The sequence below is a fragment of the Hydrogenophaga sp. A37 genome (assembly GCF_002001205.1).
Lineage (GTDB): Bacteria > Pseudomonadota > Gammaproteobacteria > Burkholderiales > Burkholderiaceae_C > Hydrogenophaga.
On sequence record NZ_MUNZ01000126.1, the window covers coordinates 1 to 16,775 of the forward strand.

Below are 16,775 nucleotides of genomic sequence, written 5' to 3' on the forward strand. Positions count from 1 at the left end.
CTGCAAGGCCACGTTGAACTGAACGGGCTCAGCAACCGCATGCGGTGCTACTGCCAGGACTGTCAGGCCTTTGCGCGGTTTCTGGGCTCGACCGACCAGGTGCTCGACGCCCAGGGCGGTTCGGACGTGATTCAGCTCGCGCCGCACCGCATCAAGATCACGCAGGGCGCGGCGCATCTGGCGGTGATGCGCCTGTCCGGCGAAGGCATGTTGCGCTGGTACGCCGCGTGTTGCCGCACCCCGGTGGGCAACACCATGAACAGTCGCAACATGCCCTTCACCGGCCTGCTGGCGCAGTGCCTCGACAGTGCGCCGCTGGAGGCCGCGTTCGGCCCGGTGCAGGGCAGCGTCAACACCGCGAGCGCGATCGGCGAGCCCAAGCCGCAGGCCTTCGGCATGGGCGGTGCGTTGCTGCGCATCCTGGGCATGGTGGCAGGCAGCCGCCTGTCGGGGCGCTACAAAGACACGCCGTTTTTCACCGCATCCGGCGCGCCGGTGGCCGAGCCCAAGGTGCTCTCCGCCGAGGAGCGTGCCCGCCTGCAGCCCACCGCGCCCGGTCGCGGCTGAAGACCATGCGCCGCGCCGACCGCCTCTTTGCCCTGGTGCAACTGATCCGTGGCCGGCGCCTGTCCACGGCCGCCTGGCTGGCGGGGCGGCTGGAGGTGTCGGCGCGCACGGTGTACCGCGACGTGGCCGACCTGCAGGTGCAGGGGGTGCCCATCGAGGGCGAGGCCGGCGTGGGCTACCGGCTGGGCAAAGGATTCGACCTGCCGCCGCTCATGTTCACGGCCGACGAGGCCCGCGCGCTGGCCGTGGCCACGCGCATCGCGCAGCAGTGGCTGGATCCGGCGCTGGCGCTGGCCGCGGGCGACGCCATGTCGCGCGTGTTGTCGGTGCTGCCCGGGGTGGTGCGCACCGAGGTGGAGAAGATGCCGCTGCTGGTGCCACCGCTGAGGCTCGATCCCGGGGTGGCGCGGGTGCTGCAGGTGCTGCGCGAGGCCGCGCAGACGCGCACGGTGCTGGAGCTCGACTACCGTGACGTGAACGAACAGCCCAGCACCCGCGCCGTGTGGCCGCTGGGCTGCTTCTTCTGGGGCAAGGTGTGGACGCTGGCCGCCTGGTGCGAAACCCGGCAGGCCTTTCGCAGCTTCCGCGCCGACCGCATCCAGACCGTGCGCCCGCTGCCGCGCCGTTATGTGGACGAGCCAGGCAAGACGCTGGCCGACCTGCTGCGGCAGGTCCAGGCCGAGGGAGCGCGAGAAGGCGGGGCCTGCCCGTTCTAGTGCGTCAGCGTCACAGCTGCAGCAGGGTGGGCTCCAGCTGCAACGCCATGCGGCGCGCGGTCCAACGCAGCGCGCCCGCGTGGCTGTGGTCGTCGCACACCAGCAGCAGCACATGGGTGCCGTGCAGCTGGGTCAGGTACCAGACCTGGGTGTCGGACCAGATCAATTGCTCGACCCAGGGGCGCTGGCCCAGCGCCGCCAGCGCCTCTTGCCCTGCCTGCGTCAGGCTGGCGGCAGCGGCGGCGGCCACGTCGCCGTGCAAGGCGCCCGCCGACGCCATGAGCAGGCCATCGGCGGTGGCCAGCACCGCGCCGGCGCTGCCGGGGCACTCGGTGATCTGGTCGAGGATGTCCTGGATGTCGGGCATGTCAGTCGACCAGCAGCGCGTGCAGGCTTCGCACCAGACCCACGAGGGCCTCGTGGTTGACCAGCGCCGAGGAGGTGGTGTGCAGCCGGCAGGGGCGGCGTCCGATGTAGAGCGGCATGGCCCGGACCATGGCGTGCCGAAAGGGCTCAAACCCGGCGGCCAGGCCCTGGGCGTCGTCGCCCGCCACGCCATGGCTCGCCAGGCACAGACCATCGGGGTCGGCCAGCACGGCGGCACCGGCCGTGTCGTCGCAGAGCCGCTGGAGCTGCCGGTGGATGTCGGCGGCCGGGTGACCCGGTGCGCGCGGCGCCGCCGGTGTGCCAATGGACACGCGGATGCTGCCGAGTCGATGCAGGCCGAACAGCGAGCGCGCCACCTCGCCGCGCGACAGGCCGGTGCTCTGGCTCAGCCACCCCACGTCCACCTCGGTGGCGTTCTGAGGCTGCCGCAGCAGGGCCCGGAACAGGCGTTGATCCGGCTGCCGCGCATCGGGGGCCCGCGTCATCCACTCGGTGATGCCCCGGGGCTGGACGTGCAGGTGGCGGGCGGGCGGTTCATGGGTGTCGCCAGGCTCAGCCGCGCTCGCAGCGCGGGCAGCCGACCTGCCCGAGCCGGACGTGGAAACGCACGGTGCTGCCCGCGGCGATCTCGGCGCCGCAGTGGTCGCAGACCGTGCCCTCGTCCAGGGTCACGGTGTCGTAGCGCTCGGTTTCAATGACCTGATCGCCCATGCGCCGGGGCCAAGGCGCGTGTTTGACGATGTCGGCGCGGAAGTGTTCTTCGTAGCGGCGCCAGCCCGCCATCTGCTCCGGCGTCAGGCCCTGCTCGCGCTGGGCCTGGGCCATCAGGCGCTGGCGGTGCTCGAACAGCGTGTCGGGGATGACCATCCAGTGGGGGGCATTTTTCGGGCGCTCGCCGATGTAGACGTTGTCGCCCGTCATGCACTGCATGAGAAACGCATGCTGCTTGCCGATGACCCGCTCCATCGAGACCCGCTCGAAGAAGGGCTGAAGCAAAGGGTCGGCGTACACCTTCTGGTAGAAGGCCTCCAGCACCCGCCGCACCAGTCGGCCGTGGTCCAGCAGATGCCACTGCGCCGGATCGGGTTCGGGTAAAAGGGCTTCGCCCTCGGGCTCCAGCGGGAACGGTCCGCGCAACTGGAAGTCGGCGCCGAACAGCGCGTCATCGGCAAACGCAGCCTGGGGCAGCACATCGTGTGCCACCTCGGCCTGGATCAGCCCCTGTGTATCGTCCCGCCCGGTCAGGCGGACGGTGACCGGCGCCGGGAACGGGCCATCAAAAATCTGGGCCGATTGACCGACGATGAAGGCCAGTTCGGTGGCGCTCTCGAACCAGAGCACCGACCTGCCGTCGGCCAACTGTTCGCGCCCCACCAGCATGCACGGGGTCAGCATGTCCGCGGGCGATGAGGGGGCCAGGCTCAGGGGGCCGGAGGGCTTGCACTGGCAGGCCAGCACATAGCCTGCCGACTGAAGATGGGCGGGCAGTGAGCGGGCGGCCTCGGCCGGCGCGGTGCCGTCCTGCACCTTGACCAGGCAGCGGCGGCAGACGCCACTCTTGCACGAGAAGTCGATCGCCACGCCGGTGCGCACGAAGGCGTCCAGCAGGCTCTCGTTTTCGCGGCAGCGAAGTGACCGCCCCTGGTAATGGATCGGGTGCATGACGGGCTCAGGCTTGCGCCCAGAGGGCCGCCAGATCGGTCGCGACCCGGCGGGTCTCCAGAATCAGGCGCCCGAGGTTGGCTCGGGGGGTGGCGGCCACGGCCAGCACGGCCGAGTCGCCCCCGTGGGTCAGCAGCAGCGGGCCTTGCTGGCCGTCCAGAATGATCTGGCGCAGATTGCCGCGGTCCACTTCCTTGCTGGCACGGGCCGCCAGCGCCAGCAGCGAGGCGCACATGGCACCGAAGCGGTCCGGGTCGGTCCCCGAGGACAGCAACGAGGCGACGGTGATGCCGTCGCGGGTCACCACCGCCGAGGCTTCCACCTCGGCGAGGCTCGAATGGAGACCGCGCAGGACGGCCCGGGCCCGACTGGCAAGGGCTTCTTGGGTCAATCGGGTGTTCATGGGCCGTCCTCAGCCGATCACAGAGCGGCTTCGACGGCCGGCACGGCCGAACGCGCCTTGGTCAGCACCATGCCCAGGTTGGCGCCCTTGCGGCAGACGAAGCAGACCACCTGTTGCTGGCGCTTGCTGCGCAGGAACACGTGAATCAGGTTTTCGCTGTTGACGATGATTTCCTGGAAGTAGTGGTGGTCCACGCTCTCGGGCAGGCCGCGCGCCTTCTTGAACACCTTCTCAATGGCCACGACGTTGGGGCCCTGGAAGAGGTCGGACGTGGCCGCGGCCAGCATGTCGAACACCTCGGAAGGGTGGGAGTCGACGGTCTTGATGCTCAGCACCATGCCGGAGGCCAGGTCCACCATGCCGGCGGCCAGGCACTCGGGGATGCCGGTCATGGCGCGCTGCAAGGTGTCGTCAAGTTTGTTCATGGGGAGAATTTCCTTTCAGGGGAATCGTTTTTGTGGATCGACCATTGCCCAAGGTCGTGAGGGGGAATACGGTCGCCGGCTGAGAAAGTCGGCGAAGCCAGACAGGAACGCCGTCTGCGAGGGGGACTGGATCATGGCGACGTCCAGGCGGCGGACGCGGTCGATGCTCTCGAGTGCGGTGCGTCGGCCGTTGCCTTGCCAGAGCCAGTAGGTGGCCAGCAGGGTGCCCGTGCGCCCCAGGCCGGCCTTGCAGTGCAGGGCCACCACTTCGCCCGCCCGCAGCCACTGGTCGATGTCGTTGCACAGCGCGGCCGCACCGGTCAGGGTGGGCGCCTGCATGTCGGGGATGGGCAGGCTGGCGCACTGGATGCCGAAGCGTGCGGCCAGCGCCGCTGGAAACGCCTGCTCGGTCAGGCTCACCAGCCGGGTGACACCGACGTGGCGCAGTGCGTCCAGATCGTCTTCGGTTTCCCGGATCAGGCCCGGCCAGGGCGTGCCCGCCAGTTGCCCGGGCAACAGCCAGGCAAACCCGCGTGGGCCACTCGCCGCGCTGATCAATTGGGATGGGCTGGGGGGAGGCGGGGTCGGCACAGTGGGGTCATCGTGACCGGCGTTCGAATCCGCTGCATGCGGAAACTCCGGACAGGAGCCGGTGCGGATGAACTGGCGCGCTGCCTCGCTCTGCGGGCTGTCGAAAAATGGCTCGGTGGGCGCGCTTTCCTGGGTCTCTCCGCTCGCGATGAGCACCACATGCTGGGCCAGTCGGCGGGTCAGCCGCAGGTGGTGCAGCACCAGCAGCATGGCTTGCTGGCGGGCGGTGTTTTCGATGAATTCCGCCAGCGTGTCGGCTTCGTGTTCGCTCAGGCCGGTGGTGGGCTCGTCGAGCATCAGCAAGGCCGGTCGGCCCAGAAATTCACGCAGGATGGCGATCACCCGCTGTTGCACCAGGCTCAGATCCAGGACCGAGGCCTGCAGGCAGTCCATGACCCATGCCTGACCCAGGTCCTCGGTGATCTGCCGCAAACGCTCCAGCTGCTGCGCACGGGTCAGCCGGGAGCGGTCGGGCAGGCCGGTCAGCAGGTTGTCCAGCACGGTGGACACCAGCAGCTGGGCCTTTTGCACCACCAGCGCCGGCTGGTTGTCAGAGGTTCGTGCGGTGCCCTGGTACTGCGCCTGGCCCCAGACGCGCAGGCTGGGGTTGTTGTCGTTGTAGCCGGCCAGGGTGCGCAACAGAGACGACTTGCCGGTGCCCGCCGGCCCAAGCAGCACGGTGCAGCCTTGCGCGGGCACGTCCAGGTCGATGCCACGCAAGACCACGCGGTCGCCGTAGGCCAGACCGAATCCGCGCAGACGCAGGGTCGGCGTCATGGTGGGGCTCACTGGGGTACCTTCGCCCTGCGGGCTGCGGTGCGAGCTAGCTTGGGAACGGCCCGGCGCGGCGCTCATGCCAGTTGCTCCACCGTGCCCAGCGCGATCCACTGCGCATGCGACGGCACAGCCGGGGACACCGCCGGGCCGGCTTTGCCGGACGGCTGGTGTCGCCCCCTGGGGGGTCGCGCGCAGCGCGGCGGGGGGAGCCTGCTACCCATACCGGTGCAGCATTTCGAGCATGGACGCCACGGTGAGCACCAGCGCTTGAAGGCCCCTTTTCTCGCGGGCATCGACCGGGAGCACCGGGATCACGCAGGCGGGAAAACGGTCTTCGCGTTCCCGCAGGCGCCGGCGATAGATGCCGAGCGACACCTCGGGGAGCAAGTCGACATGCGTGACGCCGACAGCGAGTGGCAGCTTGCGGCCCACCAGGCGCTCGCCCAGGCGGTCCATGAAGTGATCAAGATCTTCCAGGCGGCTCACGCGGCTGTGGTCCACGAGCAGGATGACGGCCCGTGCCTGTTGCAGCAGGATGTCCCACATGAAGTCGAAGCGGTCCTGCCCGGGGGCGCCGATCAGTCGCACCTTGTCGCCGGAACCCAGCTCCAGCACGCCTGCATCCATGCAGACGGTGGTGTTCTGTTTGTAGGCGGCCGTCTCGTCGGTGGCGCGCTCGTCCGTGTCGAGTACATCGATGTCCGACAGGGTCTGCACGGCCATGCTCTTGCCAGCGCCCACCGGGCCCATGAACAGGACAGAGCACTCCACCTCAGTGCGCTCCGGCGGCCAGCAATTTTTTCCGGAAGCGATCCAGAAAACCAGTCACTGAGGGTGAGACCTCTTTCGGCGGCGGGGTCTCATGCTTCTTCTCCAGCTGGATGGCCGGGGCACCGTCGCTCAGATGCCCGTGGAGGTGGAGCATGTCCACGACGTGCTGGGCACGTTCGCGTGGCATGTCCAGCAGGCGGTGGATCAAGGGCGCCCCCGTGGGCCGGACCGCCAGCAGGGCGCAGACACGGATCACGTCGGGGATCAGGCTGTCCGAGACGTGGCGCAGGTCGGGCCAGGAGCGCAGACGCAACACGGCGAACTGGGGGCCGAGCTGGGACGTGGCGTTGGTGGACAGAAGACGGCTGTGTCGCATGAAGAGCTTGCGCGGTGTTGTTGAAAAAAGGCTCGCAAGTGGGGCGCGACACGGGGTATCCGTGGATACCGACGGCCTGATGCGTCCATCTCAAATGCCTTTGATCGGCTCTCCTGGGCGCTCCGTGCTGTCGACGACGGCTAAAAGCTGCGTAAAGGGCCCAAAACAAACGATTGCACGAAAAATATCACGGGTGTTTTCGGCGCTTTGTCAAAAATGGTCCAAACACCCGCGATGGATTTCAAGCGTTCATGAAGTTTTTAACGATTCATTAATTTTTAATGTTCGAAGCTGGGCGGGGTGGGTGTGATCAGCCCAAAAAACTGCACGCTTCGAAGCGATTTCGCGCACCGGGAGTGGATGCGTGGTGTGTGGACGCGCGCGAACAACCGCGCAGGGCGACTGCCCGGAGGTCCACTGAGGCGATGTGAGCGCTGCCCCATGTGGGGGAAGCGGGGTCGGGGGGGGCGCCGACCTTGGGGAGGAATCAGGCCAGCGCTGCCTCGATGTCCTTGGACAGCTTCTCGGGCGCGTCCTGCGGTGCGTAACGCTTCAGCACGCTGCCGTCTTTCCCGACCAGGAACTTGGTGAAGTTCCACTTGATGGCCTTGCTGCCGAGCAGGCCGGGCGCTTCAGCCGCGAGCCACTGGTAGAGCGGGTGTGCGTCGGCACCGTTGACGTCGATCTTGCTCATCATCGGAAACGTCACGCCATAGTTGCGCTGGCAAAACGTGGCTATTTCACCGTTGCTGCCCGGGTCCTGATGGCCAAACTGGTTGCAAGGGAAACCCAGCACCACCAGTCCGCGTGCGCCGTAGGTCTGGTGCAGTTGCTCCAGACCGCCGAACTGGGGCGTGAAGCCGCAAGCGCTCGCCGTGTTGACGATCAACAACGGGTGGCCCCGAAACTGCTCCAGGTCCACAGGCTTGCCGTCGATGGACTGGGCTTTGAAGTCATAGATGCTGGGCATGGTGGGCTCCTGGGTCGGGCGCTGACTATCGCAGATTGCGGTTTCCTGCGACCACAAAAGGGGGAACTGCGTCACGGAGCCGTGACCGGCATGGGCCCCAACTGGGGTCTTTTGCACGGGAACGGGCATACTCTGGCGGGTAGAAATGAATCCCTTTGTCTACAGTTGGAGGATGTGAATGGCAGGCGCTTATACGGTGGTCATGGTTGGTTTCGCAGAGAACGAGTCGGCGACCTTTGAGTCGTTTTTCCGATTGGCATCGCGCCGTCCTCCCGCCTACACCGTGCAAGACGAGGTCATGGACGCTCAGTTGCTGATCGTCAACGCCGACAACGCCCAGGCCCTGCACCTGGTGCGGTACGCCGAGCTGCCGGGCAAGGTCTTGTTGATCGGGCACAGCGACGGGGGCACCGGCTGGCCACTGCAGCGCAAGCCGGTGAAGCTTGTGGGCGTGCTGGCGGCGTTGGACGAATTGATAGGCGCTCGGCGGCCGGCCCCTGCTCACCCACCGCTGGTGACTCCCCAGCGCGGGGCTGATCGCTCCTTCGCCGCCACGCAGCCCTTTGTCAGCGCCCAGGCGCCGTTGGTGACTGCGCCCCGCAAACGCGCCCGCTCAGCCGATTCCGAGTTCCCCGCGACGCGACCCATGACGAGGGCCAGCGCCGCGCGCGCGCCCGCGCCGGTGTCGCCACCACCCGCCCCACGCCCCGAGATCGAGATGCCGCGGCACGCGCGTCCGGGCGTGGTCGGCATCACCGACTTCGGTGCGCTGGACGTGCTGCCCACGCCGGCGCCGCCGTCCCGTGCGCCGGCCCCCCGGCCCTCCAAAAGCACGTCGGCGCCCAAGCCGCCGGTCCCGGAGGCGCCGCGTGGCGACGTGCTGCTGGTGGCAGAAAGCCTGGTCGAAGGGCGCATCCTGCACAAGCGACTCAAACGCTACGGCCTGAGCATCGACTGGTCACGCGAGGCGCCCCAGGCGATGGCCTTGCTCAAGTCCCATCCCTACCGCCTCGTGGCGATCGACCGCCTCAAGGGCGACCCCGACGCGTACTCGGTCTGCCGCAACGCCAAACAGCGCAAGCTGCCCAACGGCCTGTCACCGGTCGTGATGATGTTTGCACCCACCGCCGGCAGCATGGACCGCATCAAGGCGGGGCTGGCGGGCTGCGACGCCTACCTGTCGCGTTCCGTGGGCGAAGCCGAGTTCTACAAGGTGCTGTCCCAGCATCGCCTGGTGGTGCTGGACGGGTTCGAGAAGACCAACATCAGTTTTTGACCCCCCGCGCCGCGCCTAAGGGCGCGTCACCCCCCAGGGGGCGATGCGAGTGGCCCGGCAAAGCCGGTTCCACCGCATCCTGGGTGAAGACACCTGCCGCCGGAGCACCCTGGGTTCGCCGGAGCGAGGGGCCGACCGAGGGCACCGCGGAACCGGCTTTGCCGGGCCGCCAGTGCCGCCCCCTGGGGGGTGACGCGCCCTTAGGCGCGGCGCGGGGGGTACTCACCCATGCAAATCGTCGCGGCGCGCGATCTCCAGCAGGCGGTCCAGCTCGGCGCCGTGGTGGCGCAGGTTGTGCTGGTGCCACTTCATGATCACCCACATGAAGCCGGCCACGATCACGCCGAATGCGGTGATCGCGACCACCGCGGGCAGTCCGGCGGCGGTGGAAAAACTGTAGAGCGCGCCCAGCCCCAGGATGCAGGCCTGTTCGTTGAAGTTCTGCACGGCGATCGAGCGGCCCGCGCCCATGAGGTTGTGGCCCCGGTGTTGCAGCAGCGCGTTCATCGGCACCACCAGGAAGCCACCCAGGCCGCCCAGCAGCACGAGGAAAGGGGCGGCGATCCAGACGTTGTCGATGAAATTCATCAGGATCACCAGCACGCCCATGGCGATGCCCAGCGGCATCACGCGTGTGGCCTGGTCCAGCTTCATGCGCATCGACGCGACCACCGCGCCCACGGCGGTGCCCAGCGCCACCACGCCCACCAGTGACGAAGCCTGCGTGGTGCTGTAGCCCAGGGCGGCACCGGCCCAGGCCAGCACGATGTAGCGCAGGTTGCCCGACACGCCCCAGAACAAGGTGGTGGTGGAGAGGGAAATCTGGCCCAGGTGGTCGCGCCAGAGGCGGCCGTTGCAGAGCCAGAAGTCTTGCAGCAGCACCAGCGGGTTGCTCAGCATCGGGCGGGGTGTTACGCCCGTGAGCGGGATGCGCAGGTTGAAGATGGCCGCGATCATGTAGACGAACACCAGCACCGCAATGGCGGTCTCGGCCGGGCGGTCCAGCCCCGTGTTGACCCAGGGCAGGTCGATCTGCTGCAGCGCGCCAGCGATCAGCGGCCCCACCAGTTGACCGCCCAGCAGCACCCCCAGAATGATCGAGGCGATGGTCAGCCCCTCGACCCAGCCGTTGGCCTTGACCAGTTGCGACGGTGGCAGCAGCTCGGTGAGGATGCCGTATTTGGCGGGGGAATAGGCGGCGGCGCCCAGGCCCACCAGCGTGTAGGCCAGCAGGGGGTGCACGTTCATCAGCATGAGCAGGCAGCCCACGATCTTGATCGCGTTGCTGATGAACATGACCCTGCCCTTGGGCCTCGCGTCGGCGAAAGCGCCCACGAACGGCGCGAGCACCACATAGAAGAGGGCAAACAGCGGGACCAGGGCGGCACCTTGCCAGGCGGGGGCACCATTGCTCCGGAGCAATTCAATGGCAGCCACGAACAGCGCGTTGTCAGCCAGAGAGCTGAAAAACTGCGCCGTCATGATGGTGTAGAAGCCGCGCTTCATCGAATTGCTTTGTTGTGACCGGATCGATCGCCCGGATGTGTGTGGCGGCTGGCGGACTCAGAAGGCCGGGGGCTGTCTCCAACGATGCCGGGTTATAGCACGGCGATTGTGGCGTCAAGCAGATTGTGTCTTGCCGTTTTCCCGAGGGTGGCGGGCACCGGATCGGGTGTCCCGGGTGCGTCATGTGCGCGTCTGTTGCACCGCCGCTGGACAGGGTTTTCACGGGGGTGTGTGTCAGTTTGACGCAAACCTGGCGGGCCTGGGGGCTGTTCCGGCTGGCATGTCTTTTGCGCCTGGGTGGCGGTCGCCCTGGCGGCCGCTGGCGCGCGCCCCGACGCCCACAACAACGAGGAGACCCCCATGATCAGCATCGACAGGGCACTGCTGCGGCAGCTGCTATTCATAGAACGGCCCTGGGAGGTGCGCGAGTACCGGCTGGACCTGCGCCAGCGGCGCTGCGACGTCTGGGTCTCGCAGGAGCCGGCCGACCGTGGCTGGTTCGGCCGGGGCCGCAAGAGCGTGGCCCCCACCGACGCCGTGGTGTGGCAGCACCTGGCGCTGGGCGCGGTCCGTTTTCACCTGCACGTGGCCCTGCCCGTGGGCTTCGAGACCCGGGGGTTGAACTGGATGGGCGAGCCGGGCATGCCGTTTTCGCGGGCACTGGCGGCCCGGGTCTTTGCGCTGTTCAACGAGGGCCTGTCGGTGCAGTCGGTCTGTTCGCTGCTCGACCTGAGCCTGCAGGACGTCTGGCGCTACCGCTACGCGCTGGACACCGGCCGCACCGGCGCGGGCCAGCCCAGCGCCGCGGCGGAGCGGGCGGTGGCGCCCGCTGCGGCGCCGGCGGTGGCCGACGACAGCGCGGTGCCCGACGTGACCGACCCGATCTGGCTGCGCGTGCTCGACGGCGACATGAGCCTGGACATCAAGGTGCTCAGCCTCAAGCTCATGCTGACCCGGCTGCGCTCGCAGCTGGACCTGATCCACGACGATGAGGTGCGGATGCTCAAGCTCAAGGAACTGCACCGCTACTTCGTCAAGAACGAGCGCGTCCTCAACCACGAACTCGCGCAGCTGCGACTGGATGGGGCGGCATGAGCGCCGCGCCGGGCCGTTCCCAAGCCAGCTCGCACCGCAGCACGCAGGGCGAAGGTACTCCAGTGAGCGCCGCGCCGGGCCGTTCCCAAGCCAGCTCGCATCGCAGCCCGCAGGGCGAAGGTATTTCCATGGCCACCGCCCGAACACCCGTGACCCCGCTGCCTGCGAGCGGCGTGCTGATGAGCCTGGCCGACACCGCCGCAGCTATCCGCAGCGGCGGCTTTCTCTCGATCGCCGCCGACGAAGCGCTGCTGCGCCAGCTGCCCCAGGGCCATTGGCTGGCAGGCAGCATTCCTTATTTCATGGGCCAGGGCGGCGGCGAGACCACGCGCGACCAACTCTTTGTCACGGCGCTGCCGGTGCACGGCGCCGCGCCCCGCCTGTGCTGGTACAACCAGCACAACCTCTCGCAGATCGCTCTGGACGCGCCGGCCCATGGCCTGACGGTGCTGATCGTGCCGGCGTTTTCCGAGGTGCATTCCCTCTACGCGCGCGAGGCGCCCGGCTACGAGGACATGTACATGAAGCCCATCGTGGGCTGGATCGCCGGGGTGCACCTGGACGACCTCGGCCGCGCCGCGCCGGTCGTGGCCAACGGCCAGACCCTGAGCTTCCGCCAGGACCAGGCGCTGGCCATCCACATCCCGCTGCCCGAAACCCTGTACCCGCGCATCGAGATCCTGAACCTGTTCCAGCCCGGCCCCGGCGACGAGATCACGTTTCCCTCGACCGGTTTCTCGGCGCAGGAGTGTTTCGTCAACGGGCGCCTGGTCAACCTGGCCCAGTACCTGGTCGAGCAGGGCGTGGACACCCGCCTGCCGCTGGTGGCGGACTACTCGGGCGCCATGATCAACGTGTCCTTCAAGGCCGTCGACGCGGCGGCGGGCCACGTCGATTTCTACGCCCCGGTGTTCGACGACGTGGTCTACCGCATCGCCCAGCCCGTGCCCGATTACAGCCAGGCCTTTGCCGGAGCGCTGCCGCCCGACGCGCACGGCGCCAGCTGGAGCTGCAACTGCATCCTCAACTACCTGTACGGCGAGCTGGAAGGCCAGCGCACCGGGCCGATCACCGGGCCCATGACCTTCGGTGAAATCGCCTACCAGCTGCTCAACCAGACCATGGTCTATGTGAGCCTGGAGGCTTTGTAGCCCCCTGCGCCGCTGCGCGGCTTCCCCCTGGGGGGACCACGCCTTTGGCCCGGCGAAGCCGGTTCTTCGGCGTGTGCTGGCTGGGGGACATCGCGTGCCGGGCGGGTTTTCAGTAGCTGCGCTGCAGTGGCATGAATCGCGGTGCATGCGGCGCTCGGGCGGGCGTGTTTGTGCGAAAGTCGTCGCTGCCCTCAACCGCTCGTGCCACCATGCCCCGCCCCATCCTCGCGACCGTCCACCCCGAAGCCCTGCAGCACAACCTGAACCAGGCCCGCCTGCGCGCGCCCGACGCGCGCGTCTGGGCGGTGGTCAAGGCCAACGCGTACGGCCACGGCATCGAGCGCTGTTTTGATGCCCTGCGCGGGGCCGACGGCTTCGCCATGATCGACCTGGCCGAGGCCGAGCGCGTGCGCGCGCTGGACTGGCGCGGCCCGCTGCTGCTGCTCGAAGGCGTGTTCGAGCCGCGCGACCTGGAGCTGTGCTCGCGCCTGCACCTCTGGCATGCCGTGCACTGCACCGAGCAGATCGACTGGCTCGCGGCGCACAAGACCCAGGTGCCGCACCGCGTCTTCCTCAAGCTCAACAGCGGCATGAACCGCCTGGGCTTCACACCCACCGCGTTCCGCGCCGCCTGGGCGCGGCTCAACGCGCTGCCGCAGGTCGAAGAAATCTCGCTCATGACGCACTTCAGCGACGCCGACGGCCCGCGCGGCATCGCCCACCAGGTCGCCGCTTTTGAAGCCGCCACGGCCGATCTGCCGGGCGAGCGCACGCTGTGCAACAGCGCCGCCATCCTGCGCCACGCGCAGAGCCCGCTGCGCGGTGAGGGCGTGTCCACGCTCGCCGCGGACTGGGTGCGCGAAGGCATCGCGCTCTACGGCGGCGCCCCCGATTACCCGGAGCACACGGCCGCTGACTGGGGCTTGCAACCGACCATGACGCTTTCCAGCCGGCTCATCGGCGCCCAGCAGCTGCAACCCGCCGACACCGTGGGCTACGGTTCGGCCTTTGCTGCCGAGGTGCCCATGCGCATCGGCGTGGTCGCCTGCGGTTACGCCGACGGCTACCCGCGACACGCACCCACCGGCACACCCGTGCTGGTGAACGGCGTGCGCACGCGCACCGTCGGCCGGGTGAGCATGGACATGATCGCGGTGGACCTCTCGCCGCTGGAGGCAGCGGGCGTGGCCGCTGGCGTGGGCAGCGAGGTCGTGCTCTGGGGTGTGTCGCCATCGACGGGCGCCCAGCTGCCGGTGGACGAGGTGGCGCGTTCGGCCGGCACGATTTCCTACGAGCTGCTTTGCGCGGTGGCGCAGCGCGTTCATTTTGGGTAACCCCCCGCGCCGCGCCTAAGGGCGCGTTACCCCCCGGGGGGCGATGCGAGTGGCCCGGCGAAGCCGGTTCCACCGCATCCTGGGTTGAGGCACTTGCTCCGGTGAGGGTGTTGTGGGCCTACCCGGTTACCTCGTGGGTTCTTTTTTGATGGGCTCGGCTTTCTCTGAGGATGGCGCAAGACAATCGATTGCATTGTTCTTGTGTCGAAAGCCCCGCCTTGTCTCTCCCGCCTGCCTCCCGCTCTCCCTTGGCCGTGTTCCTCGGTCTGCCTTATGTGGCCTGGGTCATCCTGTATTGCGCCGTGACCTGGGGCGTTTTCGGTGCCCTGCTGGGCGCCGTCACGCCCAGCCTGCGCGCCCAGATGGGCGTGTCGTTCCAGCAGGTGGGTTGGCTGATGGCGATCTGGAGCGCGGGTGGCGCCATTGGCTCGCTGCTGGGGGGCGCCATCGCCAAGCGCTACCCGCCGCAGCGCCTGCTGGTCGTCTACACCACGCTGGTGATGGGCGCGCTGGTGGGCGTGCTCACCGCGCCGAGTTTCGGCTGGCTGGCCTTCTTCATGGTCAGCATCGCCACCTTCGAGACGGCGCTGTTCACCCTGGGCCACGGCCTGCTGGCAGAGATGAGCGACGACCCCGAGCAGCGCACCCGCATCATCGGGCTGGTGGACGTGGGCTACAGCCTGGGCACGGTGCTCTCGCCGCTGCTGGCCGCTGCCGCGCTGCTCGCCGACCCGAACTGGCGCGGCCCCTACCTCGTCTTTGCCCTGATGGCGCTGGCCTTGCTGGCCATGACGCTGCAAAGTCGGCGCCTGAGCAGCGTGGGGTTCCGCACCGAGCTGCAACACGCCGACGGCGCCACTGGCACGCCGCTAACCCCCCTGGGGTATGCGGGGCTGCTGCGCGAGCCGCTGGTGCGCTGGGTGCTGGTGGCTGGCGTTTGCAGCGGCCTGTGCGAGTGGGGCCAGAACTTCTGGTTCGTGAGCTACGCCACCGAGGTGCTGGGCCTGCACGCGCAGAGCGCTCGCCTGGCGCTGGGCTTCCTGATGGCGGGCATGGTGGTCGGCCGCGTCTGGCAGGCCTTCTGGCACAGCCGCTTTTCGATGGAACAGAAGATCCAGGGCCTGGGCGTGCTGGCCACCGTGGCGCTGCTGGTCGTGTGGCTGCTGCCGGCGGGCGCGCCGTTCGCGGTGCTCGCGCTGTGCAACTTCGCCGCCGGTCTGGGGGTGTCGGTCGCCTTCCCCATCCTGCTTGGCACGGCGCTGCGCAGCTTCCCTCAGGAGGCACCGCGCCTTTCGGCGCTGTTGATGCTGTCGTTCACCGGCGGCGCCCAGGTGGCGGCCCTGTTCATGGGTCAACTGGCCGAAAGTTACGGACTGCGCAGTGCTTACGCGGTGCTGGTGGTGGGCGCGCTGGGGTTTGTGGTGTGCGCCTGGCGGCTCGGGCGGCGGTGAACTGAGACACCCCCGCCGCGCTGCGCGCGGCGGCACGGGTCGTCCGGCAAAGCCGGCCCGGCGGTGGTGGCGCTGCTTCAGGCATTGGGGTGGCGTGCCTAATGTACCCCTAGGGGTATAAATGTATACTGCAGGCCGTATAGGAGAAGTCCATGCCTGCCCGTTCCATTGGTTTCCGTCTGCCGTCGGCCTTGGCCATTCGTTTCACCCTGACCCGCCGCTGGGCTGGGGGCGCTTTGCCGCTTGCGCTGGGGGTGGCTGCGGTGTTGGCCATGGGCGGCGCGCACGCCGCTGGCGAGGCGCCCGTCGCCGGGCCGCAGGTGCCGGTGATCGCCGTGGGCGCCCAGGCCGTGGGTGCCGGCGCGGTGTTCGACGGCAGCCTGCAGGCGGTGCGTCAGAGCGTGCTCTCGGCGCAGGCCAGCGGGCGCATCGCCACGCTGTCGGTCAAGGCGGGTGACCGTGTGAAAGCCGGTCAGGTGCTGGCCGTGATCGACGACCGCGCCACACAGGCCGGTGTGGCGCAGGCCCAGGCCGGGATGGCCCAGGCCGACGCCAACCTGAGCAACGCCAAAGCGGCTTACGAGCGAGCCCGCGATCTGCGCGCCCAGGGGTTCCTGGCGCAAGCGGCGGTCGACTCCGCCCTGGCCCAGTACAAGGCCGCGCAGGCCGGCACCGCCTCTGCACGCGCCGGGCAAACGCAGGCCAGCGTGGCCCAGGGCTTCACGCGGCTGACCGCGCCTTGGGACGGCTGGGTGCTGGCCACCCACGCCGAGGCCGGCGCGCTGGCCACGCCGGGTGCGCCCGTGCTCACGGTCTACGCGCCGCAGCCGATCCGCGCCGTGGTGCACGTGCCGGCATCGATGCAGGCGCTCGCCTTGTCGGCCTCGAAGATCGAGGTGCAGCTGCCGGGCACCGACCAGTGGGTGGTGCCGTCGTCCCAGACCAGCCTGCCCGCCGCCGACCCGGTGTCGCAGACGGTGGAGTGGCGCCTGAACCTGAGCGAGGCCGACGGCGCGAACCAGGTGCCGGGGCGCCAGACCAAGGTGCGTTTCGTGGGCGGCAGCGCGCAGGCCGACCGCCAGCGCCTCGTGGTGCCCGCGACCGCCTTGCTGCACCGGGGCGAGCTGACCGGCGTCTACGTGGTCACGAACAAAGGTGAAGGCAAGGCCGAAGGTTTTGCGCTGCGCGCCGTGCGCACCGGCGCAACGCACGGTGAAGGCGTCGAAGTGCTGGCGGGCCTGAAGGCCGGCGACCGCGTGGCGCTCGACCCGGTCCGAGCGGGTTTGGTTGGTGCACAGCCCGCCGCGAAATAAGGCG

At 68.7% G+C, this 16,775-nt stretch carries 19 protein-coding genes; 9 read left to right on the plus strand and 10 right to left on the minus strand.

The genetic code is table 11. The features are described from left to right. Both B0E41_RS17015 and B0E41_RS17020 read left to right on the plus strand, forming a co-directional pair. Window positions 1–567 (plus strand): DUF6151 family protein (locus B0E41_RS17015; protein ID WP_216350773.1); only part of this gene is annotated, 567 nt, incomplete at its 5' end. A gap of 5 nt (window positions 568–572) precedes the next feature. Next, window positions 573–1,283 (plus strand): YafY family protein, encoded by a 711-nt coding sequence (locus B0E41_RS17020; RefSeq protein ID WP_077332484.1) that lies wholly within the window; start codon window positions 573–575, stop codon window positions 1,281–1,283. 10 nt (window positions 1,284–1,293) lie between these two features. On the opposite strand, the gene B0E41_RS27165 is transcribed toward B0E41_RS17020, so the two are convergent. The 8 genes from B0E41_RS27165 to B0E41_RS17060 all read right to left on the minus strand — a co-directional run bounded on the left by B0E41_RS27165 (window position 1,294) and on the right by B0E41_RS17060 (window position 6,675). Continuing rightward, window positions 1,294–1,650 (minus strand): roadblock/LC7 domain-containing protein, encoded by a 357-nt coding sequence (locus tag B0E41_RS27165; protein ID WP_077332486.1) that lies wholly within the window; start codon window positions 1,648–1,650, stop codon window positions 1,294–1,296. A gap of 1 nt (window position 1,651) precedes the next feature. Further along, entirely contained in the window at window positions 1,652–2,155 is a 504-nt protein-coding gene (locus B0E41_RS27170; RefSeq protein WP_077332488.1) for a hypothetical protein, read from the minus strand. Window positions 2,156–2,222: 67 nt separating this feature from the next. Then, window positions 2,223–3,332 carry a 2Fe-2S iron-sulfur cluster-binding protein gene (locus B0E41_RS17035; protein ID WP_077332490.1) on the minus strand — a complete coding sequence of 370 codons (1,110 nt, stop codon included), beginning with the start codon at window positions 3,330–3,332 and terminating at the stop codon, window positions 2,223–2,225. Window positions 3,333–3,339: 7 nt separating this feature from the next. Then, complete coding sequence (locus B0E41_RS17040) at window positions 3,340–3,735, minus strand: roadblock/LC7 domain-containing protein (protein ID WP_077332492.1); 396 nt, start codon at window positions 3,733–3,735, stop codon at window positions 3,340–3,342. Between the two features lie 17 nt (window positions 3,736–3,752). Continuing rightward, entirely contained in the window at window positions 3,753–4,160 is a 408-nt protein-coding gene (locus tag B0E41_RS17045; protein WP_077332494.1) for a hypothetical protein, read from the minus strand. Between the two features lie 15 nt (window positions 4,161–4,175). After that, on the minus strand, window positions 4,176–5,528 hold the full coding sequence (locus B0E41_RS17050) for an ATP-binding cassette domain-containing protein (protein ID WP_171984796.1): 1,353 nt from the start codon (window positions 5,526–5,528) through the stop codon (window positions 4,176–4,178). A 213-nt stretch (window positions 5,529–5,741) separates the two neighbouring features. Next, complete coding sequence (locus B0E41_RS17055) at window positions 5,742–6,299, minus strand: ATP/GTP-binding protein (RefSeq protein WP_077332498.1); 558 nt, start codon at window positions 6,297–6,299, stop codon at window positions 5,742–5,744. A gap of 1 nt (window position 6,300) precedes the next feature. Beyond that, on the minus strand, window positions 6,301–6,675 hold the full coding sequence (locus B0E41_RS17060) for a hypothetical protein (protein WP_077332500.1): 375 nt from the start codon (window positions 6,673–6,675) through the stop codon (window positions 6,301–6,303). Here B0E41_RS17060 and B0E41_RS26695 point away from each other — a divergent pair. Beyond that, the gene (locus B0E41_RS26695; RefSeq protein WP_143433878.1) at window positions 6,674–6,985 is read left to right on the plus strand and encodes a hypothetical protein; all 312 of its coding nucleotides are present in this window, start codon (window positions 6,674–6,676) and stop codon (window positions 6,983–6,985) included. The genes B0E41_RS17060 and B0E41_RS26695 overlap by 2 nt on opposite strands. Before the next feature lie 177 nt (window positions 6,986–7,162). Here B0E41_RS26695 and B0E41_RS17065 read toward each other — a convergent pair whose 3' ends face one another. Beyond that, window positions 7,163–7,645, minus strand: coding sequence for a glutathione peroxidase (locus B0E41_RS17065; RefSeq protein ID WP_077332502.1), 483 nt, complete (start codon window positions 7,643–7,645; stop codon window positions 7,163–7,165). A gap of 178 nt (window positions 7,646–7,823) precedes the next feature. Between B0E41_RS17065 and B0E41_RS17070 the strand changes: the two genes are divergently transcribed. Further along, window positions 7,824–8,921: a response regulator gene (locus tag B0E41_RS17070; RefSeq protein WP_077332504.1), complete on the plus strand. Its 1,098-nt coding sequence runs from the start codon at window positions 7,824–7,826 to the stop codon at window positions 8,919–8,921. 222 nt (window positions 8,922–9,143) lie between these two features. Here the strand turns inward: B0E41_RS17070 and lplT are convergent, their stop codons facing one another. Continuing rightward, complete coding sequence (gene lplT / locus B0E41_RS17075) at window positions 9,144–10,427, minus strand: lysophospholipid transporter LplT (RefSeq protein ID WP_077332506.1); 1,284 nt, start codon at window positions 10,425–10,427, stop codon at window positions 9,144–9,146. 360 nt (window positions 10,428–10,787) lie between these two features. Between lplT and B0E41_RS17080 the strand changes: the two genes are divergently transcribed. The 5 genes from B0E41_RS17080 (at window position 10,788) to B0E41_RS17100 (ending at window position 16,771) form a co-directional block, all read left to right on the plus strand. Next, a complete protein-coding gene (locus B0E41_RS17080) occupies window positions 10,788–11,522 on the plus strand; it encodes a hypothetical protein (protein ID WP_216350774.1) in 735 nt (244 codons plus the stop codon). Then, window positions 11,519–12,673: a hypothetical protein gene (locus B0E41_RS17085; protein ID WP_253194952.1), complete on the plus strand. Its 1,155-nt coding sequence runs from the start codon at window positions 11,519–11,521 to the stop codon at window positions 12,671–12,673. Before B0E41_RS17080 ends, B0E41_RS17085 begins: the two co-directional genes overlap by 4 nt. Before the next feature lie 209 nt (window positions 12,674–12,882). Continuing rightward, complete coding sequence (alr, locus tag B0E41_RS17090) at window positions 12,883–14,007, plus strand: alanine racemase (RefSeq protein WP_077332558.1); 1,125 nt, start codon at window positions 12,883–12,885, stop codon at window positions 14,005–14,007. A 254-nt stretch (window positions 14,008–14,261) separates the two neighbouring features. After that, window positions 14,262–15,458 carry an MFS transporter gene (locus B0E41_RS17095; RefSeq protein ID WP_253194956.1) on the plus strand — a complete coding sequence of 399 codons (1,197 nt, stop codon included), beginning with the start codon at window positions 14,262–14,264 and terminating at the stop codon, window positions 15,456–15,458. A 152-nt stretch (window positions 15,459–15,610) separates the two neighbouring features. Continuing rightward, on the plus strand, window positions 15,611–16,771 hold the full coding sequence (locus tag B0E41_RS17100; RefSeq protein ID WP_077332512.1) for an efflux RND transporter periplasmic adaptor subunit: 1,161 nt from the start codon (window positions 15,611–15,613) through the stop codon (window positions 16,769–16,771). The last annotated feature ends 4 nt before the right edge of the window (window positions 16,772–16,775 follow it).

Coding starts and splice junctions, on each gene's coding strand:
- B0E41_RS17020 (WP_077332484.1), top strand. CDS start 573: ATGCGCCGCGCCGACCGCCTCTTTGCCCTGGTGCAACTGATCCGTGGC.
- B0E41_RS17045 (WP_077332494.1), bottom strand. CDS start 4,160: ATGAACAAACTTGACGACACCTTGCAGCGCGCCATGACCGGCATCCCC.
- B0E41_RS17085 (WP_253194952.1), top strand. CDS start 11,519: ATGAGCGCCGCGCCGGGCCGTTCCCAAGCCAGCTCGCACCGCAGCACG.
- lplT (WP_077332506.1), bottom strand. CDS start 10,427: ATGAAGCGCGGCTTCTACACCATCATGACGGCGCAGTTTTTCAGCTCT.
- B0E41_RS17050 (WP_171984796.1), bottom strand. CDS start 5,528: ATGACGCCGACCCTGCGTCTGCGCGGATTCGGTCTGGCCTACGGCGAC.
- B0E41_RS17070 (WP_077332504.1), top strand. CDS start 7,824: ATGGCAGGCGCTTATACGGTGGTCATGGTTGGTTTCGCAGAGAACGAG.
- B0E41_RS26695 (WP_143433878.1), top strand. CDS start 6,674: ATGAAGAGCTTGCGCGGTGTTGTTGAAAAAAGGCTCGCAAGTGGGGCG.
- B0E41_RS17040 (WP_077332492.1), bottom strand. CDS start 3,735: ATGAACACCCGATTGACCCAAGAAGCCCTTGCCAGTCGGGCCCGGGCC.
- B0E41_RS17065 (WP_077332502.1), bottom strand. CDS start 7,645: ATGCCCAGCATCTATGACTTCAAAGCCCAGTCCATCGACGGCAAGCCT.
- B0E41_RS17060 (WP_077332500.1), bottom strand. CDS start 6,675: ATGCGACACAGCCGTCTTCTGTCCACCAACGCCACGTCCCAGCTCGGC.
- B0E41_RS17080 (WP_216350774.1), top strand. CDS start 10,788: ATGATCAGCATCGACAGGGCACTGCTGCGGCAGCTGCTATTCATAGAA.
- B0E41_RS17100 (WP_077332512.1), top strand. CDS start 15,611: ATGCCTGCCCGTTCCATTGGTTTCCGTCTGCCGTCGGCCTTGGCCATT.
- B0E41_RS17035 (WP_077332490.1), bottom strand. CDS start 3,332: ATGCACCCGATCCATTACCAGGGGCGGTCACTTCGCTGCCGCGAAAAC.
- alr (WP_077332558.1), top strand. CDS start 12,883: ATGCCCCGCCCCATCCTCGCGACCGTCCACCCCGAAGCCCTGCAGCAC.
- B0E41_RS27170 (WP_077332488.1), bottom strand. CDS start 2,155: ATGACGCGGGCCCCCGATGCGCGGCAGCCGGATCAACGCCTGTTCCGG.
- B0E41_RS27165 (WP_077332486.1), bottom strand. CDS start 1,650: ATGCCCGACATCCAGGACATCCTCGACCAGATCACCGAGTGCCCCGGC.